General features: G+C 64.7%; 23 protein-coding genes. 20 read left to right on the top strand and 3 right to left on the bottom strand.

Annotated elements, in window-relative coordinates; all coding sequences use genetic code 11:
* Positions 1-15: 15 nt before the first annotated feature.
* The 5 genes from ACFFJC_RS03655 to ACFFJC_RS03635 all read left to right on the top strand — a co-directional run bounded on the left by ACFFJC_RS03655 (position 16) and on the right by ACFFJC_RS03635 (position 7,420).
* On the top strand, positions 16-4,239 hold the full coding sequence (locus ACFFJC_RS03655; protein WP_379486196.1) for a translocation/assembly module TamB domain-containing protein: 4,224 nt from the start codon (positions 16-18) through the stop codon (positions 4,237-4,239).
* On the top strand, positions 4,239-4,436 hold the full coding sequence (locus tag ACFFJC_RS03650) for a hypothetical protein (protein WP_379486120.1): 198 nt from the start codon (positions 4,239-4,241) through the stop codon (positions 4,434-4,436). The genes ACFFJC_RS03655 and ACFFJC_RS03650 overlap by 1 nt, the downstream gene beginning before the upstream one ends.
* A 57-nt stretch (positions 4,437-4,493) precedes the next feature.
* Positions 4,494-4,811 carry a PilZ domain-containing protein gene (locus tag ACFFJC_RS03645; protein WP_379486119.1) on the top strand — a complete coding sequence of 106 codons (318 nt, stop codon included), beginning with the start codon at positions 4,494-4,496 and terminating at the stop codon, positions 4,809-4,811.
* A gap of 316 nt (positions 4,812-5,127) precedes the next feature.
* Positions 5,128-6,441 carry an integrase arm-type DNA-binding domain-containing protein gene (locus tag ACFFJC_RS03640; protein ID WP_379486118.1) on the top strand — a complete coding sequence of 438 codons (1,314 nt, stop codon included), beginning with the start codon at positions 5,128-5,130 and terminating at the stop codon, positions 6,439-6,441.
* Positions 6,442-6,874: 433 nt separating this feature from the next.
* Positions 6,875-7,420, top strand: a complete 546-nt coding sequence (locus ACFFJC_RS03635) for a winged helix DNA-binding protein (RefSeq protein WP_379486117.1) — start codon at positions 6,875-6,877, stop codon at positions 7,418-7,420.
* Positions 7,421-7,429: 9 nt separating this feature from the next.
* Here ACFFJC_RS03635 and ACFFJC_RS03630 read toward each other — a convergent pair whose 3' ends face one another.
* A complete protein-coding gene (locus tag ACFFJC_RS03630; RefSeq protein WP_379486116.1) occupies positions 7,430-7,768 on the bottom strand; it encodes a hypothetical protein in 339 nt (112 codons plus the stop codon).
* Between the two features lie 189 nt (positions 7,769-7,957).
* Here ACFFJC_RS03630 and ACFFJC_RS03625 point away from each other — a divergent pair, with 189 nt between their 5' ends.
* From ACFFJC_RS03625 to ACFFJC_RS03575, 11 genes are read left to right on the top strand one after another with little or no spacing between them, the layout of a single operon-like run.
* On the top strand, positions 7,958-8,932 hold the full coding sequence (locus ACFFJC_RS03625; RefSeq protein WP_379486115.1) for a DUF7146 domain-containing protein: 975 nt from the start codon (positions 7,958-7,960) through the stop codon (positions 8,930-8,932).
* A 31-nt stretch (positions 8,933-8,963) separates the two neighbouring features.
* Positions 8,964-10,601, top strand: a complete 1,638-nt coding sequence (locus ACFFJC_RS03620; protein ID WP_379486114.1) for a PRTRC system ParB family protein — start codon at positions 8,964-8,966, stop codon at positions 10,599-10,601.
* Positions 10,602-10,637: 36 nt separating this feature from the next.
* A complete protein-coding gene (locus tag ACFFJC_RS03615) occupies positions 10,638-11,072 on the top strand; it encodes a PRTRC system protein E (RefSeq protein ID WP_379486113.1) in 435 nt (144 codons plus the stop codon).
* A gap of 47 nt (positions 11,073-11,119) precedes the next feature.
* Positions 11,120-11,326, top strand: coding sequence for a PRTRC system protein C (locus ACFFJC_RS03610; protein ID WP_379486112.1), 207 nt, complete (start codon positions 11,120-11,122; stop codon positions 11,324-11,326).
* A 3-nt stretch (positions 11,327-11,329) separates the two neighbouring features.
* The gene (locus ACFFJC_RS03605) at positions 11,330-11,551 is read left to right on the top strand and encodes a hypothetical protein (RefSeq protein ID WP_379486111.1); all 222 of its coding nucleotides are present in this window, start codon (positions 11,330-11,332) and stop codon (positions 11,549-11,551) included.
* Positions 11,511-12,491: a hypothetical protein gene (locus ACFFJC_RS03600; RefSeq protein WP_379486110.1), complete on the top strand. Its 981-nt coding sequence runs from the start codon at positions 11,511-11,513 to the stop codon at positions 12,489-12,491. The genes ACFFJC_RS03605 and ACFFJC_RS03600 overlap by 41 nt, the downstream gene beginning before the upstream one ends.
* 8 nt (positions 12,492-12,499) lie before the next feature.
* On the top strand, positions 12,500-13,315 hold the full coding sequence (locus ACFFJC_RS03595) for a PRTRC system protein B (RefSeq protein ID WP_379486109.1): 816 nt from the start codon (positions 12,500-12,502) through the stop codon (positions 13,313-13,315).
* Positions 13,312-13,974 carry a PRTRC system protein A gene (locus tag ACFFJC_RS03590; protein WP_379486108.1) on the top strand — a complete coding sequence of 221 codons (663 nt, stop codon included), beginning with the start codon at positions 13,312-13,314 and terminating at the stop codon, positions 13,972-13,974. The genes ACFFJC_RS03595 and ACFFJC_RS03590 overlap by 4 nt, the downstream gene beginning before the upstream one ends.
* Positions 13,964-14,752 (top strand): PRTRC system ThiF family protein, encoded by a 789-nt coding sequence (locus ACFFJC_RS03585; RefSeq protein ID WP_379486107.1) that lies wholly within the window; start codon positions 13,964-13,966, stop codon positions 14,750-14,752. The genes ACFFJC_RS03590 and ACFFJC_RS03585 overlap by 11 nt, the downstream gene beginning before the upstream one ends.
* Positions 14,749-15,024, top strand: a complete 276-nt coding sequence (locus ACFFJC_RS03580; protein WP_286866004.1) for a hypothetical protein — start codon at positions 14,749-14,751, stop codon at positions 15,022-15,024. The genes ACFFJC_RS03585 and ACFFJC_RS03580 overlap by 4 nt, the downstream gene beginning before the upstream one ends.
* On the top strand, positions 15,021-15,152 hold the full coding sequence (locus tag ACFFJC_RS03575) for a hypothetical protein (RefSeq protein ID WP_379486106.1): 132 nt from the start codon (positions 15,021-15,023) through the stop codon (positions 15,150-15,152). The genes ACFFJC_RS03580 and ACFFJC_RS03575 overlap by 4 nt, the downstream gene beginning before the upstream one ends.
* Positions 15,153-15,194: 42 nt before the next feature.
* Here ACFFJC_RS03575 and ACFFJC_RS03570 read toward each other — a convergent pair whose 3' ends face one another.
* Both ACFFJC_RS03570 and ACFFJC_RS03565 read right to left on the bottom strand, forming a co-directional pair.
* Positions 15,195-15,809, bottom strand: coding sequence for a hypothetical protein (locus ACFFJC_RS03570; RefSeq protein ID WP_379486105.1), 615 nt, complete (start codon positions 15,807-15,809; stop codon positions 15,195-15,197).
* A complete protein-coding gene (locus tag ACFFJC_RS03565) occupies positions 15,787-16,131 on the bottom strand; it encodes a hypothetical protein (protein WP_379486104.1) in 345 nt (114 codons plus the stop codon). Before ACFFJC_RS03565 ends, ACFFJC_RS03570 begins: the two co-directional genes overlap by 23 nt.
* A 132-nt stretch (positions 16,132-16,263) precedes the next feature.
* Between ACFFJC_RS03565 and ACFFJC_RS03560 the strand changes: the two genes are divergently transcribed.
* The 4 genes from ACFFJC_RS03560 to ACFFJC_RS03545 all read left to right on the top strand — a co-directional run bounded on the left by ACFFJC_RS03560 (position 16,264) and on the right by ACFFJC_RS03545 (position 23,775).
* Entirely contained in the window at positions 16,264-16,743 is a 480-nt protein-coding gene (locus tag ACFFJC_RS03560; protein WP_379486103.1) for a hypothetical protein, read from the top strand.
* Between the two features lie 22 nt (positions 16,744-16,765).
* Positions 16,766-18,004, top strand: a complete 1,239-nt coding sequence (locus ACFFJC_RS03555; RefSeq protein WP_379486102.1) for a hypothetical protein — start codon at positions 16,766-16,768, stop codon at positions 18,002-18,004.
* 199 nt (positions 18,005-18,203) lie between these two features.
* Entirely contained in the window at positions 18,204-18,446 is a 243-nt protein-coding gene (locus tag ACFFJC_RS03550; RefSeq protein WP_379486101.1) for a hypothetical protein, read from the top strand.
* A 172-nt stretch (positions 18,447-18,618) separates the two neighbouring features.
* The gene (locus tag ACFFJC_RS03545; protein WP_379486100.1) at positions 18,619-23,775 is read left to right on the top strand and encodes a helicase-like domain-containing protein; all 5,157 of its coding nucleotides are present in this window, start codon (positions 18,619-18,621) and stop codon (positions 23,773-23,775) included.
* The last annotated feature ends 102 nt before the right edge of the window (positions 23,776-23,877 follow it).

The following is a 23,877-nucleotide window of genomic DNA, read 5'->3' as shown; positions in this document are numbered from 1 at the left end:
GGCCCGGACGCTGCCATGGTGGCTGATCCCGCGGACGAAGCGGCGGCACGCTCCTCGCGCTGGCACCGGGCACGCGTGCGCATCGCCAAGACTGTAGCGGTGGTCCTGCTGAGCCTCGTCGCGCTGGTCGTGGCGGTGGTGCTGGGGATCAACACCGGGCCCGGGCGCCGCTTCGTGGCCGATCAGATCGCCGCGCTCGAGTTCGAGAACGGGATGCGCATTTCGGTCGCGCGGATCGACGGCTCGATCTACGGCCAGATGATCCTGCGGGGGCTCTCCGTCCGCGACCCGCGGGGAGAGTTTCTGTATTCGCCCGAGATCCGGGTGGACTGGCGCCCCTTCGCCTATCTCGAGAACCACGTCGACGTGCGCAGCGCCACGGCCCAGCGGGTCGTGCTGCGCCGCTCGCCGCAGTTCCGCGAGACGCCGCCGAGCGATGCGCCGCTGCTGCCCGATCTCGACATCGACATCGGCATGCTGCGCATCGATCGCTTCGTGGCCGAAGCCCCCGTCTCGGGCGAGCGGCGCATCGTGACCGTGTCGGGACGGGCCCACATCGCCGACGGTCGCGCCCAGATCAGCGCCAAGGGCGGCACGATCGCCGTGGCCGGGCGCGGCGGCGGGGATCGCTTCGTGGCGGTGCTCGACGCGGTGCCCGAGCGCAACCGGCTCGACATGGACGTCGACCTGCAGGCGCCGCGCGGCGGCCTGATCGCCACGCTCGCCGGTTTCACCCAGCCGGTCAGCCTGACGCTCGGCGGTAAGGGCGATTGGGCCGCCTGGAACGGCAACCTCGCCGCCAATCTCGGCGATGGCGAACTGGCGCGCCTGGCGCTGACAGCGCGCAACGGCACCTTCGGGATCAAGGGGCTGACCCGGATCGCCAAGCTCTTCACCGGGCCCACCGCCAACCTCCTGGGACCCGTCACCGACGTGGACGTGGTCGCCGCGTTTCAGGACCGGCGCGCCAAGCTGTCCGGCCGCATCTCGAGCGACGCCTTCAACCTCGTGCCGGACGGCGTGGTGGACCTCGGCGAAAACCGCTTCGACGGGCTGAGACTTGCCTTTGCCCTGCTCAAGCCCGCTGCCATCGCCGAGAACCTGAGCGGCGCCGGGCTCGCCGCGAACCTGGAGCTCGACGGTGCTTTCGCGACGCCGGGGGTGGATTACGAACTGGTCGCGCGCCGCCTGGTGATGAACGACATGGGGCTGGAGAACCTCTCCGCCCGAGGCGCGGCGACGGTCGACGCCGACCACATCATGATACCCGTCGCGGCGCGTGTCAGCCGCATCACCGGGCTCGATACGGTCGCCGGCGGCACGCTCGCCAACGTCACGCTGAATGGCGACCTGGCGATCGAAGGGCCGCGCATCCTGTCCGACAACATGCGTCTGCGCTCGGACCGCATCGATGCCGGGCTGATCCTCGTCGCCGACATGAGCAAGGGGCTCTATACCGGCGCGGTCGACGGCAGGATCGACAACTATCGCCTCGACAGCGTCGGCATCTTCAACATCCGCACCGACATGGACCTCAAGACCGAGGCGCAGGGCTTCGCGTTGCAGGGCACTGTGCGAGCGCGCTCCACCAGGCTGCTGAACGAGAGCCTGCAGACCTATCTCGGCGGGAACTTCGCCGCCTCCACGAACGTGCGCTACGGTTCGGACGGTGTCGTGCGGTTCTCCGGCCTGCGGCTGACCGCGCCCGAACTGCGCGTCACGAACGGGCAGGGGAGCTGGTCGCCCGATGGCCGTCTCGCGCTTGCCGCGAACGGCACCTCGACGCGCTACGGCGCCCTGGGCGTGCGGGTCACCGGCACCATCGAGAATCCCGACGCGCGGGTCACCGCCGAACGCCCGGGCCTGGGGATCGGCCTTGCCAACCTGAATGCGCGCATTACCGGCGCGCGCGGCGGCTATCGCCTGGATGCCAAGGCCGACACCGACTACGGCCCGCTGCGGGCCGACGTCACGCTCGGGCTGGGCGCCGCCACCACGGTGCAGATCAACAGCGCCAATCTCTCCGGCGTCGATTTCGCCGGCCGCATCGTCCAGACCCGTTCCGGTCCGTTCGCCGGGCAGCTGACGGCCAACGGCAATGGCATCGGGGGCATCGTGCGCCTCGGTGCCGAGGGCAAGTACCAGGCGGCCGACTTCAACCTGCGCGCGCAGAACGCCAACTTCGAAGGACCCGCGCGCCTCTCCATCGGGTCGGCCATCATCGACGGCCGCGCGGTGCTCTATGACCGGCCTACGGTCGTTGCCGACGCGCAGATCGCCGGCACCAGCTTCGGTTCGCTCGACCTTGCCGCGGCGCGCGTGCTGGTCGACTACCGGAACGGGCGCGGCAAGGCCAAGGGCTTGATCGAAGGCGTGAGCGGGGTGCCGTTCCGTCTGGGCATCAATGCCGACCTCCAGCCCCAACTATGGCGCGTGGCGCTTCAGGGGCGTGTTCGCGGGCTGGACGTGAAGACCAATACCCCGGCGCGGATCGTCCCCAAGGATGCGGGCTACGAGCTGCTGCCCACCGACATCGCGTTCGGTGGCGGTAGCATCAAGCTCGCGGGCACCTACGGCTCGGGCATGAAGATCCAGAGCCGCCTGGAAGGCATCGACCTGGCGCTCGCCAACGCCTTCTTCCCGGGCTACGGCATCGGCGGCAAGGCCAGCGGCAGCCTGGATTTCGAGCAGGCCAGTGCGACCGCGTTCCCCCGCGCCGATGCCCGCCTGACCCTCGACAACTTCACCCGCACCAGCTCCAGCACCGTCAGCCAGCCGGTGGACATCAACTTCGTCGGCAAGCTGCTGCCCGACGGCGGCGAGGCGCGCGCCGTCTTCCGGCGCGGCAGCACCGTCATCGGGCGCCTGGTCGCCAGCCTGCGCCCGCTCGGGCCCGGCCAGGGGTCGTGGACCACGCGGCTGCTGGAAGCGCCGCTGGGCGGAGGCATCCGCTTCAACGGTCCCGCCGACACCCTGTTCTCGTTCGCGGGCCTGTCGGGCCAGACGCTGTCCGGCCCGATCGGGCTGGCCGCCGACTTCTCGTGTCGCGTGTCCGACCCGTGCATCAACGGCGTCGTGCAGGCGCGCGACCTCGTCTACGAGAACCAGGCCTACGGCACGCGACTGACGCGGATGTCGCTGGCCGGCCGCTTCACCGGCAACTCGCTGGAGCTCACCTCGCTCAGCGCGCGGGCGGGCGAGGGCACCGTCAGCGCCAGCGGCACCGTGAGCCTCGCGGCCGACGCCGGCTACCCGATGGACCTGTCGGTCAAGCTCGACCGGGCACGGCTCGCGCGCAGCGATGCGCTCTCCGCCACCGCCACCGGCTCGCTGCGGCTCACCAAGGCGGCGGGCGAAGCGGCGCTCCTCTCGGGCGACCTGCGCCTGCCCGAGACGCGCTATGAGATCGTGCGCGAAGGCTCGGCCCAGATACCGCGGTTGACCGGCGTCCGCTTCAAGCCGCCCCGCGGCCCCAAGCGCATCACCGGCGACGAGCCGGCGCCCACCGCAGCGAGTGCCTTCGCGCTGATCCGCCTCGACCTTCGCCTACGCGCGCCCGAGAAGCTCTACGTCTCCGGCATGGGTCTCGAGTCCGAATGGAGCGCCGACTTCCGCGTCAGCGGCACCAGCGCGGCGCCGTCGATCTCGGGCGAAGTGGAGCTGGTGCGCGGTACGCTCGGCTTCGCGGGACGCTCCTTCGATCTCAGCGACGGCCTGATCTCGTTCACCGGCGGCCAGACCATCGATCCCACCGTCAAGATCACGGCGACCGAGGAGATCGAAGACGTGGAGGTCAGCGTGAACGTGACCGGCCGTGCCATGAACCCGCAGATCGACTTCTCGTCGAGCCCCAGCCTGCCGGACGACGAAGTGCTCTCGCGCATCCTGTTCGGCAGCTCGATCGCGAACCTGTCGGCGATCCAGGCGGTGCAGCTGGCCTCGTCGCTCAACTCGCTGCGGGGCTCCGGTGGCGGGCTCAACCCGCTCGGTAAGCTGCGCTCCGCCGCGGGCATCGACCGCCTGCGCATCCTCGGCCCGGACGACGAGACCGGCCGCGGCACCGCGCTTGCGGCCGGGCAGTACCTGACTGACGACATCTACGTCGAACTGATCACCGACGCCCGCGGGTTCACGGCGACCCAGCTCGAAGTCAGCCTGACCAAATGGCTTTCGGTGCTGAGCCAGGCCGGCGGTTCGGGCGTGAACAGCCTCAACGTGCGCATCAGGAAGGACTACTGATGCGCTGCGCGGTGGCGCTCGGGGCCCTGCTGGTCCTCCTCTCCGGCTGCAAGCGCGAGCCCACTTTCGAGGAACGCTACGAAGCCGCCAACCACACCGTGGTGGAGCGCGCCAAGCAGATCGACGCCCAGATCGCGGGCACCGGGGCGCCCCCTGCAGACTCCGCGCTGCAGGGCGATGCACAGGCGGCTCCCTAACCTCGGGTTTACCTGTCGGCGCTAGGTATCTTTGCCTGTGGCGAGCGGGGAACGGCAATGTGGGACCAGGGTAACGGCGATCGGCTGAGCCAGCGGCGGACCGTGCTCCTGCAGGCGCGTTGCCGCAAGTCGAGCTGGTACGTGTTCCCCGTCGAGCTGGGCGACATCTCGGAAGGGGGCTGCTCGATCGTCGGGTGTTCCGAGGCGTTCGCCGCCGGCGAGCGCATCCAGCTGCGCATGGCCAACCTGAAGCCGATCGAAGCCGAGGTCCGGTGGGTCCGCCGCGACCGCGTGGGCGTGGAGTTCCGTGCCGCGCTCAAGCGCAGCGTACTAGCCGACCTGGGCGGAGCCTACGGCCTTCCGGTCCGTGCCTGATGCTATATTGAGTGGGGGGTGGTGGACGCACTTGGGCTCGAACCAAGGACCCGCTGATTAAGAGAAATTGGATTCGGCGTCTCACGGCGGAATATGGGGTAACCTAGGGGCACATCGCGTAACCTACGAAGTATATGATTTCTCTTTATTTTTTTACATTTCTCCGCCAGTATCCTGAGCAAGCTCAAATCGGGCATCACTTCCGATTTGCTGCACAGTTTGCTGCACACTTGAGGCTGCTATGGCTACCAAAAAATTCTCTGATCCGTGGCTCCGTGGGCTGAAGGCCGCTGAGCCTGGGATTCGCGACGAGTGGATGGACGAAATCGAGGCGGGGTTGATCGTTCGCATTAACCCGAAGCGCCGGGTGTCGTTTCTTCTCATGGCGCGATTTCCAGGAGGTGATGGCACAACTGGGCACGCCAGCCGGCGTGTTCTCGGAGATTACTGCCCGGCTGACGCGAAGGACCGGGTGTACGTTGTCGCTAAGGGTGTTTCTCGCCTTACACTAGACGCCGCCCGCCAGAAGGCGCGGGAATGGAAAGCAATGATCGCCGAGGGAGTGGATCCCGGCAAGCCTGAACCTGAGGCTGAGCCGGAAGTTGAAGCAGACACCATCGCGTCGGTGTTCGCCGAGTATTTAAAGCGCCACGTAATGAAAGAGGGGCAGAAAGACGGTCGCGGCAAGCCACTCGCGCCGTTGCGGTCCGCCAGCGAAATCCAACGGATATTCGACCACTACATCTTCGCCGATCTCGACGGCAATGAGCGGTGGCGCGACCGTCTGATCGCATCCATTGCCCGGCGTGATGTGACTAAACTGCTCGACACGATCCAGGATGCGAGCGGTGCAACGCAATCAGACGCGGTGCTCGCTCAGCTTAGCGCAATGTTCAATTGGCACGCCGCGCGCGATGACGATTTCGTCTCCCCGATCGTGCGGGGGATGAAACGCACCAAATCTTCCGAGCGGAAGCGCAAACGTATCCTCAGCGATGAGGAAATACGAATTTTCTGGCGGGCTTGCGAGACCCAAGGCACGTTCGGCGCGTTCTGTCAGTCATTGCTCCTGACGCTCCAGCGACGTGAGAAATTGAGACTTATGCATCGGGACTTCCTCACGCCTGATGGTTTGTGGGCGATTCCGACCGAAGATCGGGAGAAGGGCAACGCCGAGTATATCCGGTTGCCTCCCATGGTTATGCAGATCGTTCGCAAGCAGCCCGCCAGTCCGAGCGCTCCCTATGTTTTCCAGGGACGCTTGAAAGGGCCGATTAACGGCTTCACCAAGGACAAGGCGGCGCTTGATGCGAAGATGGAGGAGCTTGCTGGCCATCCGATTCCGCATTGGGTGTTGCACGATTTGCGTCGCACCGGAAAAACACTGATGATCCGATCTGGCGTCTCGCCGCACGTCTCCGAGCGGGTGATGGGACATGTTATTCCCGGCGTGGAAGGGGTCTATGATCAGTATGAGTATCTGGCCGAAAAGACGGCCGCCCTTCGAAAGCTGGCGACGCTGGTGGCGCGGATTCTTAATCCCAAAGACAATGTCGTTTCCATGAAGCCGCCGGTGCGATCCAGATCGCGCACTGAGAAAGCAGGCTCGGATAGAGCAGCCGCGCTTTAGCCCATGCCTATCGTGTGCCGAACCGGATTTTCAGGGCACCATAGGTATCAGAGAGGAAATAAACCGCTGCTTTTTCAACAACCCGAATACCCTCCAATCCCCTAAGTGGGCCTCCTACAGTGACAAGGCACCCACTACGATTGTCCTGCGAGCAGACAGCCTGTCGAGATCACGATCGCTCTTGAGCGGCTTCCTCTGGATCGTCGCATACTGGGCAGCGTGTCCGTCTGCGCGCGCAGCACCGTGCCCAAAAAGTACCGTTTTGTTAACCACTTCTGCGTCTCGGGCTCCCCTCATAACGGCGAATTGCCGAACTCGGCATTTCAGGCATGATGCCCTCGGAACATTCCGTTCCGACCAGTGGGGGGCGAGCAAGATCGGGACATCGGCGCGGCACGCCGATGATACCCAAGTGGGACGGAGAGCGATGCCCATGAAACAGGATGCTCATATTGAACCCATGCTGGACGGGCACGGCCGCCCGGCGGTTTTCGCGCCACTCTGCAAGTCGATGATCAGCGCCAGAGCGGCATCGACGCGAGCCTTCGGCTCACTCTGCTCAGATCCAGGGGGTGAAATGCTTCTCGACCTCTATTGGCGTGAAAGCCAGGGACTGAGGACATCACTGACGAGCTTATGGCTCGCATCAAAAGCGTCGGAGATGACGGGCCGTCGCTGCTTGGCGGTGATGGAGGAGCAAGGTATCGTCGAGCGAATGCCCGATCCGTCCGATGGACGCCGGGTCAATGTCCGATTCACGCCGGAAGGCCGTAAAAAGATGGAGGCCTGTTTCAGCGCCCTTCTGCTCGGCTACGCGGAAACCTGTCAGGATTGCGCCAACCATTGCAGCCGAGCGTCGATTTCGGGCGACGCCGGGGATGCGAATGCAGTCCCATTCTGCATTCAGGCCTATTCTCCCGTTCGTCAAAGGTCGCATGTCGCAGGATCGGCGGAGTGTCCGAGCCGGCTCAGAGGCTGATGCCGCCCGCTAGTTTGTCGACTTTGGCTTAACATTGGCGCGGTTCAATTCGAGAAGAAACCAATCTCGAAACTTACCCATATATTCTCCGGTATCCGCGACAATCTGCGCCACCAGCTCCTCACTCAGATCGTCCTTTTTCAGATCGAGATCGCGAAGGGCGCACGCCGCCATATGGCGCTGAAAGACGTATATCGCGTTACGGAGATATCCGCGCACGATTGTCTCAATCGCTCGTTCATCGCCTTTGGCGGCATGGATGAGCTTTTCTATGGCTACAACCGTAGGATTTGGCTCATCAACCGTCTGCTGCATTTCCGGGCTCAACTTCCTTTCCAGATTGGCCATAAATTACTCCGGATCGCTTGCTCAGGGCATGTCGGAATATTCGCACGGGCATACCAGGCGGACAAGCTCTAGCTGCGGCGAACTCCCGCCGCACTTCCTTCCGCAGTATCAACATCGAAACGCTGATCATCGTTGTGGAAGGGAAGAGGGGTGTGGGCTGGAGGATAGCCTTCAGCTGGAGAATTTCTCATGGCCCTTTCGCGGACCAGCGCCGATCCCCGCTTGCATGCGGCCGCCGCCAGCATCGTCAAATCCTTGGGCGGCGAATGGAAGCCATCGGGCGCAATGTGCCGGTGCCCCGCCCATGACGATCCTCGCCCGAGCCTATCCGTCCGGGTCGGTGAACGCGGCATCCTGTTCAAATGCTTCGCGGGCTGCTCGACGCTCGACGTCATTCGCGCGCTTCGCGGCGACCGGCACCGCATCCCTTCGAGCGAAGGCGGTTGCACCATACCCGTTGGGCGGGAGCGCCAGATCTTGGGGCGTATTCGCGGGCTCTGGAAGGAGGCCGCCGCGCTCACCGATACTCCGGCAGCGACTTACCTAGCGCAGCGGGGGTTCACTGGTCCGCATCCCTCGCTCCGCTATCATGACCGGGTGCCATACGGGCGTGGGGATGCCGTAAGTTATCGTCCCGCGCTGCTTGCCGCCGTCGAATGCGATACAGGCGTTGTAGCCCTAGAACGGCTGTTCCTCGATTCTCGCACTGGTGTGCCGGTCGCCGATCTCGATCCCCCGAAACTGCTGCTGGGCCGCCCTCTCGGCGGCGCGGTTCGCTTCGGGACCGCAACGTCCGTGCTCGCCCTCGCTGAGGGGTGGGAGACGGCATGGTCCGCGCATCTTCGGCTGGGCATTCCGGTTTGGGCCGCGCTGGGGTCCGATCGCTTGCCGCTCGTCACCGTTCCCGAGCGGGTCGAGCATCTCATTCTCCTCCCCGACGATGATCCGCCGGGCGGCCGTTGCGCACGGCGGGCCGCCCAAGCGCACGCACGGCCCGGCCTCATGATCGAGACCAGATACCCCGGCGGCGGCTTCAACGACTGGAACGATCTGCATCGCGCAGAAGGGAGAGGGAGGAGTGTGGTTGGGGCAGGCGGCCTGACGGTCAGCTGCCTTCCGCACATCCAGGCACGCGCGGCGAATTGGACGCCGAGGCGGCCCTGACCAGCCGCCACATTCGAAAAGGAGACGAGCCTTGACCTCGCCACATCCGAGCTACCCCGCCACGCTCCCGCTTTCAAGAATCGTGAAGGGCGACAATCCCCGGCGCTATTTCGACCGGAAAAAGCACGAGGAAATGGTCGCCTCGATCCGGCTGCGCGGCATTATCCAGCCGATTTTGCTTCGCCCGAGAGCCGACGTCTTCGCCATCGTCTGTGGCGAGCGCCGTTACCGGGCGGGGCTGGAGGTCTACGGCGCCGATGGCGAAGTGCCGGTGATCATCCGCGAGATGACGGACCAGGAAGCGCTCGACGCCGCGATCGCCGAGAACGACGATCGTGACGATCCTTCCGAGACCGAGCAGGCGGATGCCGCTGTCCGCTATCTCGCCGCATGCAATGGCGACCGGGCCGAGGCCATGCGCCGGCTCGGATGGTCCCGCGACAAGTTCGATCGCCGCCTCGCGCTCGCCAATCTCTCGGAGGTGGTCAAGACCGCGCTCGACGAACGCCGGATCAAGCTCGGCCACGCCGAACTGCTCGCCGCAGTTCCCGGCGACAAGCAGGACAAGGCCCTCGAAACGATCCTGAAAGCCGGGCTCGACGTGAACAAGACGCGCGAACTGCTGATGCGCGTCACGCAGAACCTCGGCAGCGCGTGCTTCGACAAGAGCGAATGCACCACCTGCCCGTTCAACTCGGCCACGCAGCGCGCGCTTTTCGAAACCCATGTCGATGATGGCTATTGCACCAACGCAGCGTGCTTTGAACTCAAGACCGAAGCCGCCGAGGTGATCCGTTTCGAGCAGGAAGAACGCGCCGCGAAGGCAGCACGGGCCGCGGCCCCGCCTCCCGTCGAGACGATCGAAGGTGACGAAGACGATGATGTGATCGAGGACACCACGCCATCGGCCGACGCTCAACCGCGTTCCGAAGCTACCAGCTTGAACCTGGATGGCGCCGGTACGCGCGCCGCGACGCCCGCCGCCCCGGTCAAACCCGCAACCAGCGCCAGTGCCGCGGACAAGCCAGCCGTCACCGCTAGGTCGATCGCGGCCCGCACCACCGAGCTTCGCGAGGCGATGTGGCGAACCGCGCTTGCCCGAGCGCTCGCCGGCAATGCTGAGCAGGCTCGCACGACCATCCTTGTCGCGGCGATGTCGGGCACGCTCTCGCAGATCAAGTCCGATACGCTGACATCGCGCGCCGGCCTGCTGGTCGGCCCCGCGTTTCCGGACCTCGAATACAGCGCCCAGATCGCCGCGATCCGCACGCTGCCGGACGCCCGCGCGGTGAACGTGCTGTCCGTCATCGGCGCCGCCTACGCCAAGGATGTGGTCAGTTTCGGCCATGTCGCCGATCTCGCCAGGATGTTCGAGGTCGACCTTCGGCCAAGCTGGCAGGTCGATCAGTCGTTTCTCGAGCGATACACGAAGGGCGAGCTCAAATTCATCGCCCAGGAATGCGGCCTTATCGCACATGTAGGCGAGAAGCGGTTCGCGAAGATGCTCGCCTCAAAGAAGCCCGAGCTTGTTACCAGCATGCTCAATCGGATCGGCTTCGATTGGGCCGGGCGCCTGCCGAGCGCCATGACCCTCGACGGCACTTATGGTGCGCCCCCGGACCGCGTTGCCCACCAGGCCGAAGCGCCGATTGCGGAACTCGCTGCCTGACCGGCTTCCCCACACTCCCAGACAAAGGATACCGACATGCTTGTTACAAGCCTGCTCCCGCTGCTCGTCCGCTATTCGCTTGGCCTCGACATGGTCGCCGGACCCGACGAGACCGTCACCCTGACCATCATTCCGCGCAAGGCGGACCCCAAGTCTGCCGCGCTCGACGCCAGCGAGACCCGGCCGATCTCGATCACGGCCAGCGCCGCGGAGATCGATGCCGAATTGGCGCGCGGCGCGAACGGCGCGCTCGGCCAGCTTATCGCGACGCGCAGGACGCTCGCGGACCAGATCGCAGAACAGCGGCAGGCGGACGAGGACGCCAGGGCCGCCGCGGCGGAAGCTGCGAAGGCAAAGGCCGCCAAGGCCGCGGCGACAAAGCCGCCCGCGCCGACCAGCCCGCCGAAGATCGAGACGCCGACCAGCCCCCCGGCTGACGCCAAGGCGGATGAACCCGCCACCCTGTTCTGAGCCGAGCCGCTCGACCCGTTCCATCATCACCAACCCGGAGATCTCATATGCAGGTCAATCAACTCACGCGCGCCTATCGCTACGACGGCATCGACCTTCCGGTGCCGCCGCATCTCGCGGGCGACCCGGATGCCCTGCGCGCCTATCACGCCACCCTCTACCCGGCGATAACAAACGCCGAGATGATCGACGCCGGCGTTTCGGGGACGGCGCACGTGACCGAATATCGCCGCGCGATCGGCACCAAGGGCTGACCCATGCCGCACCCCAAACGCGCGGCTATCCCGGCCGCACCCCGCAAAAGCCTCATCGAATGGATCGAGAACGATGGCAACCCGGCCGATATCTCCCAGCCTGCCTGCAGTAGCCAGGCCACGACGCTCCATACGCGGATCGTCGCCGACCCCTATGACGGAACCCGCGAAACCCCGGAACCGCTTGGATGCCCGTCCGGTTTGCCCCTCCCGCCGCTCGGCTGACCTTGCCGGGCGCGCCGTCGCGATCTCGGCGGATGTCCCCGCGATATTCGATGCGCCGCTGCCGGCACATCACAAGCTGATCGGCCGCTGGGTCGCTGCGCGGGAAACGTCGTCGGAACTGTACACGCGCCCATCGGCCCGTCGGCATATCGAAGAAATTTTCAACGCCGCCGTGCTCGAGATCCTCGATCCCATTGAAATCGCCGATTTCAGGGTCGCCGCCATTCTCAATGAGGAGGACGGTTCACCGGCAATCGCCGTCATCTGCCAAAGCCTGGGCCAGATCGACCTTAGATGGATCGAGACCGGCGATGCTCCCATTCCCTGGCGCGCGGCCGTCTACAGGGCGCTCGAGCAGTGTCTTGGCCGGGTCCTTCCGATCTTCGGTTACGAGGATCTCTTCAACGAAATCTCGATGTATTATTGGGATGGCGAGATTGACGACGAAGGCGCACGCGAAAGCCTGATAGCCTATCACGGTGCGGACGCCGACGAGCTCAACGAACTCACGCTGCCGTCCGAAATGAACGCGCGTCGGCCCGAATGGATGGTCAAGGAAAATGCGGCGCCATCAGCGCAGCTCCCGCCCGGCCTGCGGCGGAAACTGAAGAGATTTCACGCCGCGCACAAAGCCGTCACTACTTTCCGGCTAGAGCGCCGCGCCTGGGACTTAGATCTCCAGGTCGCCTGCGATTACATTCCCGGCATCGAGGAATGCTCCTCCCTCCCACCACTCACGCTCGTTCCCTTCGATCAATTCGCGCGCGAACTCGACGATGTCGCCCGCAACGGCATGGAAATGGGCTTCATGGAAGTGGCCGGGCTCTGCCCGCTTCGGCACGCAAACCACATCGACGACTGGTTCGCGTCGCTGCGGCTCGGCGCGGAATTCCTGCTCGCAGCGCAAGAGCTGATCCAGCTCGATCCAACCCAGCTTTGAGGTGACCAATGTCCGAACATTCAACCCAGTTCGAAGCCGCTGGCGGCGGCCTGGTCCTGAGGGGCGCGATCCTGCTCTATCGGAGCGAAGGTCCGCGCAATTTCAGCTCTTATGGTGCCCACCGCGGGGATGCAGCGGCGTTCGCCAGCATGCACACCGTCGAGCATGACGAGGAGGGCGGGCCGACGATTGCGGCGGGCGTCCCCTTATCGCGCGCACATCTGCGGCAATGGACCGAAGCCCTCGGGCGGACAGTCCGACCCGAACTCTTGCCCGAAAACATACTGGTCGCTCACCCCGACATGCTTGTCTGGTGGGTTCCCGAACAGGTGCGCCCCGCCTATTTCAACCTGTCGACGCGTTTGGCGGGGCTTCAGGTCCTGACGGAACGAACGGTCGTGCCGGTGCCCTATCCCGCACATCTGTTCATCGCCACCCGGTCGCGCCTCGGAGTCTACGCGCTGCCCGTGAACGAGCGTCCGACCGCCGACACGCGCGTGCTGCACTCACCGATCCTCAACGTCTTCGTCAATGGATCGCTTTGCTGGGGCAATATCCCGACACCGCGCGCGCTCGCCATTTCGTCCATCCCCCAGTTCGAGCGGGCGGTGTTCGACAGTTGGTCGACGCACCCCAATCCGGGACAGGAGTTCACCATCAGCGGCAAGGGCGGCCTCGTCCGGCTCTGGGATGATCTTGCCGCCCGCCGCGCGAAGCGCTTTCCGATCAAGCGCCTCAAGCCCTTTGGCGCCGGTGCCAGGCAGGGGCGGCGCTCATCGACCGAGCCAATAACCCTTGGCAGGATCATCGGAGGCGCGAAATGACCGCCTTGCTCGCCGACGATCCCACGGCGGCCGCGCTCCTTGCCGATGTGCCCTGCTATCCGGTCCCGCTGCATGGAGGATCGCCGGCGCTCGACGCACTTCGCGCCGCTCGCGTCGGGCGCGGCCTCGCCGTGGGGACGGATGGCGTCCTCCTGATCCTGCGCCGTCCATGGCTCGCGCTCGACATTCCCGTCACGCGGCCGATCGCCGCGCACCTTCCTTATGGCAGCGTCGGCGGCTCAAAGGCAGACCTGCGCTGCGGGTTCATCCCCGCGGGATTCCTCACATCTGTCCTCGACTCACTGCGCGCCGCCCTGCCCATTGAGGCCGCGGCTTTCGTTCTCTGGAACGAGGCGACGCGGGAGTTCGCCGTCGAGTTCCCCGTCATCGACGAGGCCACGCCCTCGCGCCTTGTCTATCGCATGCCGGTCCTGCCGCCCGATTGGCACATGATCTGCGATATCCACAGTCACGGCACCGGGCCAGCCTTCTTCAGCGCCACCGACGATGCCGACGACGCGCATGCGACGAAGATATCGCTCGTGTTCGGCCGATTGGACCAGCCCGACGGCCCCACAAGAGCGTCGCGCCTCTGCGCCGGCGGCATGTTCCTGCCGCTGCCGCGCAGCCCATTTGCAGGAGACCATCATGCCGCCTGACACCAGCGCCCGCCACTATCTTCCGGCCGCATTCGGCGACCGCACGCTCAAGGTTCTGCTCATAGGCTGCGGCGGCAACGGCGCGCAGATGCTTATGGGACTCGCCTCGCTCGACATGGCGCTGCGCGAGATCTCCTCGCGATCGTTGCATGTCACCGTGGTCGATGACGATATCGTCACCGAGGCCAATCTCGGCCGACAGCCCTTCTTTCGCTGCGACCTCGGCAATTCAAAGGCGCGGACGCTCATCGAGCGGATCAACCTTGCCCATGGCCTCGCCTGGAAGGCGGTTCACGGACGTGCGCCCGGCAAGGTTGGCGTCGACGGCGCCGATATCCTCATCACCTGCGTCGACACCGCCTCGGCCCGCCGTGCGATCGGCGCGGCGCTTGCCGAAGAACGGAACAGCCCCGCCTACTGGATGGACCTCGGCAATCGCGCGCGCGACGGACAATTTCTCATCGGCTGTCCAGGCCGGGCCGGGGCCAAGGATCGCCGACGCCTTCCAACGGTGCTCGAATATTTCCCCGAACTCGCCGACGACAGCGTGCCCGACGACGATGCGCCATCCTGCTCGGTGGCCGAGGCGCTCGAACGACAGTCGCTGTTCGTCAACCGAGTCATGGCGAGCCACGCCCTCGCGCTGCTGTTCGATCTGCTCGGCCGCGGCTCCATCGGACATGCGGGTGGATTCATCAATCTCGCGAGCGGCCAGGCCGTTCCGATCCCGCTGCCGCAGGGCAGCATGAACGAGGCCCAGGAAGGACAAGGCGCATGACCTCGATCACCCAGAATCAGTGGACGCTTCACTATACGATTGGCCGCGTCCTCGCCGCCAAAGTCAAACCGGGTGACGTGGTTCTCATGCCCGGCGGGCGCGGCGACCTGATCGTGCTTGGCGGGCGCGCGCCGCTCCGCGCCAACGATCGCGGCAGCGTCACTGTCCGCGACGCCCTTGCCGAGCGCAGCGACGGGTTTGAGACGCGTCCCGGTGCGGTGGGCATGGTCTGGATAAGCGCCGCCGGTGGCTGGTCGGAGCTGCCGGCATGACCGAGCGATCCCCCAGTTACAACGCCGAGGCGGTGCAACAGCAAATCGAGCGCGATCGACGCCGTCAGAAGATCAGCAAGAAAGAGGAACGGCTGATCCATGCACTGCTGAAGGGCCGGGACAAGTGATGGATCGCTTGCCCATGACATGAGGCCCGCGACCCCTTCGCTTCAGCGGAGAGTGTGATCGACAAGCTCCAGAAACTGCACCCCCTGCAGGGCGAGATGAGCCCCGATCTCATAATCCCGGAAACTCTCCGGGCGCTGAAACACGATCGCGAAACCGCGATTCTCAGCTCTCATATCCGCAGCCACGCGCGCGACGTCGCGCCGATCATGTGCGTGGGTTTCATCAATGGCGAACAACCCGGGTGGAACATCTCCGGGGGGAATCGGCGCGTCGCGGCGTGATCCCGACCGGGAGTTATCGATGATCCGAAGCGGCGCCATCCGTTCCAGAAAACAGGTCTTCCCCGAACGCGTCGGCCCAATGAGGACGAGGATTCCGCCACGCTCCATAAAGTCACGCAACGACCGATGGAGTTCCAGCCAGTCGCGGCTGTCCTGCTTATGGCCGGGCGCTGCGACGCTATGCCATCGCCAATAGCTGAACGGAACCGGCTCGGTCCTGCTTTCCTTCCAGGCATCATATACATGCGCGACGGTCAGGTTGCTCACATAGGATTGGAAGCGATCAATCGCCTCTGGCGTGCCGCCGTACTCGGCCAGCCATGGCGGTGGCGGCTCTAGCATGTGCGATGCCTCATTCAGAATCCTGTCCGCCATACTCGTGCTTCCATTCGTTTGCTTGCTCCAATTCATCACCGAGCCCGCCGTCCCATCGGCCGCGAGTCTGGCGCCAACAACAATAGTTCAAGAACATCTCATGGCGCTCTTCGAATAGCCAATGCGCCCAGCTTACACGCAAGACATCTTCCGACATATCGCCGAACGCGCCGCCGATTGCCAAGTCTCCCCAATGGGACAGCTCTGGATAGAGTCCACGCAATTTTTTGATCTCTGCACGGGTATCATCTCCCCATTCGCCGGGATCGGCTTGGTGGCCGCTTGCCACAAAAGTCGATGCTTCAAAAACAAACTGCGTCACCGCTTCATCCTCACCGTGCAAGTCGCGAGTTCTTTCGATCCCCACCCAGTATAGACCGATCTCTTGGTCGGGCGAAGGGAAGGAGGATGAGGGAAGGCGCTCCGTTTGGTGGAGCAGTCTGGAGCTTCCCCCATGAAAATCGAACTACGGCGCATCTCCTACAATGCCGCGCTTTCGCAGGAAACCGCCGCTTTTGCCGCCGAGGTCTGGATCGACGGCGAGCTTGCTTTCCACGCGCGCAACCAGGGAACGGGCGGGGCGGACTTCTATCGTCAGGTCGGCCGATGGACCGAAGCCGAAGTCAATGCCTGGCTCACGGCCAATAGACTCCCGCGTAGCCTTGGCGACGACCTCGCCTGCGATCATGATCTCGAGATCGAGGTAAGCGACCTTCTTCTTCGGGCCGTAGAGGGGAAACGCCTCAAACGCCTTCTCCGCACCAATCTGATTGCGATCGAACATGATCAAATCCTGCAATATCCGCTGCGCAAGCGGCCACTCGCGATCGTCGCCCGCGCCGTGCGCGCCACCAATCCCGACGCCGTGATCGTCAATGACGCCGGCGACGATGTGTTCGCGCGCGCCCTGGACGTGCTGCTCGCCAGCCGCTGATAAGCGAGATCGGAAATCGTGAATGACCGATGTATTCGATCCCGCCGATGCGGGATGCTGGATGGCGCACGGCCGTCCGGCCCACCATGCGCATGCGCTCGCCGACGCCTGGCGTCGGTTTCCCGACCTGCCGAACGACGCGCCGCTGGAGGCCCGCATGGCGCGGGGCCGTGAACGCGTTGCCGTGCTGCGCCCCCTCATGGAGGCGATTGGATTGGAAACCGAGCGCCACCGAGTTGCCGCGAACTTCGCCTGCATCGAACGCCAGATCGCCGATGGCAGTACCGACAGCCGCCACGTCTTCATCCTCCATGCTCGCGACGTTCGTGGCTATGACTGGGACGCGTCGGTCGCCTATGCCGATGGCAGGTATGCGGCGATCGCGGGTTGGCCAGCGCGTCCACCGTCCCCCTACCGAGCAGGGGAACAGGATGTTCGCCCCCCGGCTTACCACCAAGGGTTCCTGGATGGCGGTGGGCAGCCCGATGACCTCTTCGATGTCGCCCGACGATCATTCGCGGCCACATCGTCCGAGATCGCTCGTCCTGACAACCCGCGCGCCGCACGGCCGCTTCCCAGCCATTGGCCAAACCCGACCGATACCCCGGCGCCCGTGTCATGGCATCGCCGCCTGCTCCTGCTCGGCGCTTCGGAACATGAGACAGGCGCGATCGGCATCCTCGCTATGCTGAGCGGACGGCCCGGACATGAGGCTGCGGCCCAATATGTCATCAGCGCCGAAACCGGGCTGCATCCGCTATCCGGCTTGTCGGCCCCGCCAGCCGGCGATGGCGCCGCGCTCCGCCAGATCCTGCGCCAGGGCGACTATACGGACATCCTGATCGTCGCCAACGATGCAGAGCTCGACCGTCTCGATGCCGACGCCGATATCCTGCCGCTCGCGCGAACGATGGAGCGGACCCGCAATTCGGTGCTCCAGCAGCGCGCGCAGTTCCGGCTCTGGCTCGCCCGTGGTCGCGCACCCGGCGACCAGTTTGCCGCCGGCCATATCCGTTGGTCCAAAATGGCGGCCGGGCTTTCCGGACGACTCGGGGATTTCACTGCCCGCTATGCGGGTCCGGCGCGGCCTCGCGGCCACCGCCTTGTGGTCGAGGATGCGAGCGGCGAGCTCGCCCATGGCTATCGCACGCCGTTCGGCGAGAAACTCCATCCCGAGATCGTGATCGGCAACAAGGCGCATGCCCGAACCGCGATGGCCGACCTGCTCCGGCAATATGCGGCTTCGCTTCGCCTGGGCTGATCCCGCATTTCCGGCCCGGCGGGACATACACGCAGATGCCACCTGTCGAGCAGACGCGTCGTGGATGGGAAGGGGGAGGAGGATTGGCGGTATTTTCGACGAAGGACTTCCGCCAATGAACTCTGCCCTTGCCAACGAGCTTGACGCCCGAGCCGCCGAAGGCCGGCATCCGGTCACTCTCAGCCAAATCAAGCAGTAGTTGCGCGATCTGGGATACGCCCTCGATCGCACCCTCGACTGCCGCTCAATCGCCCGCATCATGACGGGCCCCCGCGCCGGACAAACCTACCCCAGTCTCTCGACGGGGATCAAGGAAGCGGACACCGGACGTAGCGCTTTCCACGTCGATGCCCGCCGCGACACCAAATTCCGGATGCTTCAGGAGCTTCGGTTTGATGTCGGCCTCTATACCGTCCTCAAAGGGGCGATCCTGGACCTCTGATCGAAGCCGCCCGGCCACCCATCGATCACGGCGCCAGGCCTTCAGCCAACCCATCCCCGCCGCGCGCGAAACACGCCCGCTGAGCCGACGCTCGGCGTGAGGCCGCCGACCCCCTGACATCCGAACGGGCCACCGCACCGCGCCCGCAAGACCACGAAAAAGGAAGCATTCCATGCGAAACAGTGCATCCGCGCTGGCTCTCCAACTCTGCCTCGACTTCGACCAGCCGGTCGCACCCGCCAAGCCAGTCGCCCCCGTCGATCCGGAGCCGACGCTCTTTACGGCAACCATCGTCGATGCCGCACAACCGGCGCGCGAGGCAGCCACCGATTTCTCCTTCGCCGCGGGTAGAACCCTGTCACCGTCTTGGAAGGATCGCGCACGCGACAATGTCGAGGCGATCAGGCTGCTGAACCTGCTCGACCGCAAGGGGCGGTCCGCATCACCGGCGGAGCAGGAAGCCATTTCCAGGTTCATCGGTTTCGGCGCGTCGGAACTTGCCAACAACATGTTCGCCAGTCGGCCGGGTGAATATCGCGAGGGCTGGGAGGAACTGGGACGGAGCCTGGTCGAGGAAACGACCCCGGTCGAACTCCAGTCGCTCAAACGCGCGACGCAATATGCGCATTACACCCCCGAATACATCATCCGCGCCATGTGGGACGCCGCCCGGATCCTCGGCTTCACCGGCGGGCAGGTGCTCGAGCCGGGATGCGGCAGCGGCCTCTTCATGGGGCTGCGGCCGGATGCACTGTCGCAGGACACGCTGTTCGTGGGCATCGAGAACGATCCCGTCACCGCCCGGGTCGCAAAAGCGCTGTATCCGGGCCAGGTCATCCGCTGCGTCGATTTCGACAAGGCGCCGCTGCCCGCCGACTTCGACCTTGCCATCGGCAATCCGCCCTTCTCGAACCTCACCATCCAGAACCGGACCGAGCTCGGCAAGCTCGGCCTGTCACTTCACGACTATTTCATCGCCAAATCGCTCGAGCATCTGCGTCCCGGCGGCATCGCCCTGTTCGTGACCTCGCGCTATTCGCTCGACAAGAGCGATCCTAGGGCTCGCCACCATATCGACGGCATTGCCGATTTCCTCGGCGCGGTGCGCCTTCCGGGCAAGGCGATGCGGCAAGAGGCGGGCACCGATGTCGTCGTCGATATCCTGCTCTTCCAGAAGCACACCGCCGATGCCCTTCCGCGCACACAGAACTGGATCGAGTTGGCCGCGATCCCCGACAGCGACGAAGGTTTCGGGCCGCTACGCATCAACCGCTATTTCCTCGACCATCCCGATCATGTGCTCGGGCGCCACGAATGGCGCAGCGGCCAGTTCGGCATGGACTATAATTGCGCGGCCGATCCAGACGCAGACCTCCCGATCGCACTTGCGGCCTCCTTGTCCGCGATCGCATCGAAGCACGCGGGCGTCTGCAAGCCGGTCGAGCGCACCACATCGCTGCGCGATATGCCGGGCGCCACGCTGGATGTGCATGTCGGCACCGCCGCGGACGAAGCCGAGTTCAAGGAAGGCAGCTATCTGGTTTCCGGCGGTGTCCTGCACCAGATCGTAAATGGCATCCCGACCGTCGTCGGCGTCAAATCCGGCCGCGGCGGCGCTGGGCTGTTTCCCAAGCACGCGGCCATCATCAAGGCCCTTGTCCCGATCCGCGATACGGTCCGCGCTATCCTGCGCGCGCAGTTGGGCGACCGGCCCTATGAGGCCCTTCAGCAGACGCTGCTCACCCACTACCGGCAGTTCGCGAAAAAGTACGGGCCGATCAACCGCACCATCACCAGCATCCGCACCGATCCGGACACAGGGGCCGAGAAGGAATATCAGCGCCGCCCCAATCTCCAGCCCTTCCTCGACGATCCCGATGTCTGGCTGGTCGCTTCGATCGAGACCTATGACGAGGTGAGCGACACCGGCACGCCCGGCCCGATCTTCACCGAACGCGTGGTCAAGCCGCCGGTAACCCACGAAATCCACTCGGCGCAGGATGCCCTTGCTCTCTCCCTCCACGATCGCGGCCGCGTCGACTTGCCCCTGATCGCCGGCATGCTCGGCGTCACCGAAGCCGAGGCGCTCGCCGATCTTGCCGGGGACATCTATCTCGACCCGGTCCGCAGCACGCCGCATTTCGATCACTGGGTCACGGCCGACGAAGTTCTTTCAGGGCCGGTTCGCACCAAGCTCGCTCTCGCGCGCGAGAAGGCCGAGACCGATCCACGATTTGCTGCTGTCGCCACTGCGCTCGAAGCGGTCCAGCCGGTCGATCTCAAGCCGAGCGAGATCACCGCGCGTCTGGGCGCGCCGTGGATTCCGGTCGATGTCATCGAGGCGTTCATCCTCGAAATCATGGAGGTCGAGACCCGGATCCTCCATACCGTGGAACTGGCGAGCTGGACGGTCGACAAGGCCCCGTTCGCCGGGCACGTCAGCTCCTCCTCGACCTGGGGCACAGGCCGCCGGAGCGCGGCCGACCTGCTCGAAGACGCGCTCAATTCCCATATTCCCAAGATCTACGACGTGCACCGCGACGCCGACGGTTCTGAACACCGCGAGCTCAATGTCGTCGACACCGAAGCCGCGAAAGAGAAGCTGGCGAAGATCAAGTCGACCTTCGAAACCTGGGTCTGGCAAGAGAGCGACCGCGCCGACCGGTTGGTCCGCATCTACAACGATGCCTACAATAATCTCGTGCCCCGGAGCTTCAACGGCCAGCACCTGAAGCTGCCCGGCGCGTCGACCACGATACGCATGCGCGATCACCAGAAGCGCGTCGTCTGGCGGATCATCGCGTCGGGTTCGACCTATGTCGCCCATTCGGTCGGCGCGGGCAAAACCTTCAGCCTTTGCGCCGCCGTGATGGAGCAGCGTCGTCTCGGCCTCGCCAACAAACCGATGATCACGGTGCCCAATCACTGCCTCGCGCAGATCGCGCGCGAGTTCCTGATGCTTTATCCTACCGCGCGCATCCTGGTCGCCGACGACACGAACTTCGTGAGGGAAAAGCGCCAGAGGTTCCTGGCGCGGGCGACCACCGGCAATTGGGATGCGATCATCATCACGCACGATGCGTTCAAGTTCGTGCCCACGCCGTCATCGTTCGAAAAGCAACTGATCGAACATCAGCTCGACAGCTACGAGGTGCTGATCACCGGCATCGACAGCCAGGATCGCGTCTCGCGCAAGCGCGTCGAACGCCTGAAAGAGGGACTCAAGCAAAGGCTGGAGAACCTCCGGTCCCGCAAGGACGACCTCGTCCATATCGGCGAGATCGGCATCGACCAGATCGTCGTCGACGAGGCCCAGCAGTTCCGCAAGCTCACCTTCGCGACCAATCTCGGCGAGCTGAAAGGGGTCGACCCGATGGGCTCGCAACGGGCCTGGGATCTCTTCGTGAAGAGCCGATATCTCGCCGGCACCAATCCTGGACGCGAACTGATCCTGTCATCGGGCACGCCCATCACCAACACGCTCGGCGAGATGTATACGCTGCAGCGCTTCATGCAGCCCGACGAGCTTCACGCCAAGGGTCTGCACGAATTCGACGCCTGGGCGTCCGCCTTCGGAGACACGCGCACCGAACTCGAACTCCAGCCGAGCGGCAGCTACAAGCCCGTCACCCGCTTCTGCGAGTTCGTCAATGTCGCCGACCTAATGGCGATGTATCGCAGCGTCGCCGACGTCGTCTTGAAGGATGATCTGCGCCAGTACGTCAAGCTCCCCACCATCAGGGGCGGCAAGCGGCAGATCATCGTCGCGAAATCCGGCGCACCGTTCAAAGCCTATCAGCGGGTGCTCGCCAAGCGCATCCAGGCCATCGAGACCCGCGGCGGGCGGCCCCAAAAGGGCGACGACATCCTGCTGTCGGTGATTACCGATGGCCGCCACTCGGCGATCGACCTGCGGTTCGTCAACGCGGATGTCGGCAACGAGGAGGGCAACAAGCTCAATCTCCTGATCGAGAATGCCTATCGCATCTGGGAGGAGACGGCCGACTATCGCTACATCGATCCGGAGACCGGGAAGCCCTATCCGCTCCCAGGCGCGGTGCAGATGATCTTCTCCGATCTCGGCACCGAGGCCGCGCTCGAAACGCGAGGCTTCTCCGCCTATGTGTGGATCCGCGATCGGCTTGTCGCGATGGGCGTGCCGCCCGAGCAGATCGCCTTCATGCAGCATTACAAGAAGAACAGCGCGAAGCAGCGCCTGTTCAACGACCTCAACCAAGGGCGCAAGCGATTCGTTCTTGGTTCAACCGCGACAATGGGAACCGGCGTCAACGCGCAGCAGCGATTGAAGGCCCTGCATCATCTCGACGTTCCCTGGCTGCCGTCCGATATCGAGCAGCGGGAAGGGCGCATCGAGCGCCAAGGCAACCAGAATGACGAGATCGAGCTTTACGGCTACGCCACCAGCGGCTCGATGGACGCGACCAACTGGCAGATGCTCGAGCGCAAGGCCCGCTTCATCAACATGGCCATGTCGGGTGACCGCTCGATCCGGCGGATCGAGGACGTCAGCTCCAACGTCAACCAGTTCGCGCTGGCGAAGGCGCTCGCATCGGGCGATGATCGCCTGATGAAAAAGGCCGGGCTCGACGCCGAGGTCGCGAGGCTCCTGCGCCTGCGCGATGCCCATGTCGACGACCAGTATAATATTCGCAGAACCATCACGCGAACGACGCGCGAGATCGAGGATTGCCACAAGCAGATCGCCAGGCTCGAGGCCGATCTTGCCCATCGTGTTCTCACAAAGGTGGATGAGATCCTCTTCGATTGCGACGGCACAATGATCACCGATCGCAAGGCTGCCGGCGAACGACTTCTCGGATATGCGCACCGGATGCGGCAAGGTCGCACCGAGGCGCGCTGGACTCTCGGCACCTTCAACGGCATCGGTCTGGAACTCTCGGGCTACGAGGCTCTCGACACCGATGGACGGCGCTACCTGTGCACCGTGATCGCGATGCAGCACCACGGCGAACACGCCGACTTCGAGGTGACCGAGAAGACGCGGCCAAGCACCGCGATCGGCCGGATCGAGTCTTCCATCCGCGATCTCGACACCGATCTTGCCGCCGTCCGGGCCAGTCTCGAGGCCAACGAACGGCGTCTTCCCGCCTTCGAGGCCCGCCTGGGCCAAGCATTTCCCGACGCCGCCCTGCTCGATGAAAAACTCAACGAACTCGCCGAGCTCGAAGCCGAGCTGGCGAGCACCAAGGGCGAGTTCGACGCGGGCAATGACCGTGACGCGCCGCTGGGCCCGCCTTTGGATGGCGCAGGCACGCCGGTGCCACAAGAAGCCGCCGTTGCAGCCTGATCTGCGCGCGATCGGCCGCTATATCTCGCAGAATACTGACATATAGGTTTACGCGCCTGATCTAGGGCGCATGGGGAGGGGAGAGGGGGAGTGAGCAGGCGA

The organism is Novosphingobium soli (assembly GCF_042432915.1).
Taxonomy (GTDB): Bacteria; Pseudomonadota; Alphaproteobacteria; order Sphingomonadales; family Sphingomonadaceae; genus Novosphingobium; species Novosphingobium soli.
The sequence above is the reverse complement of the archived record's forward strand: the minus strand, read 5'-3'. Positions and strand labels throughout refer to the sequence as shown.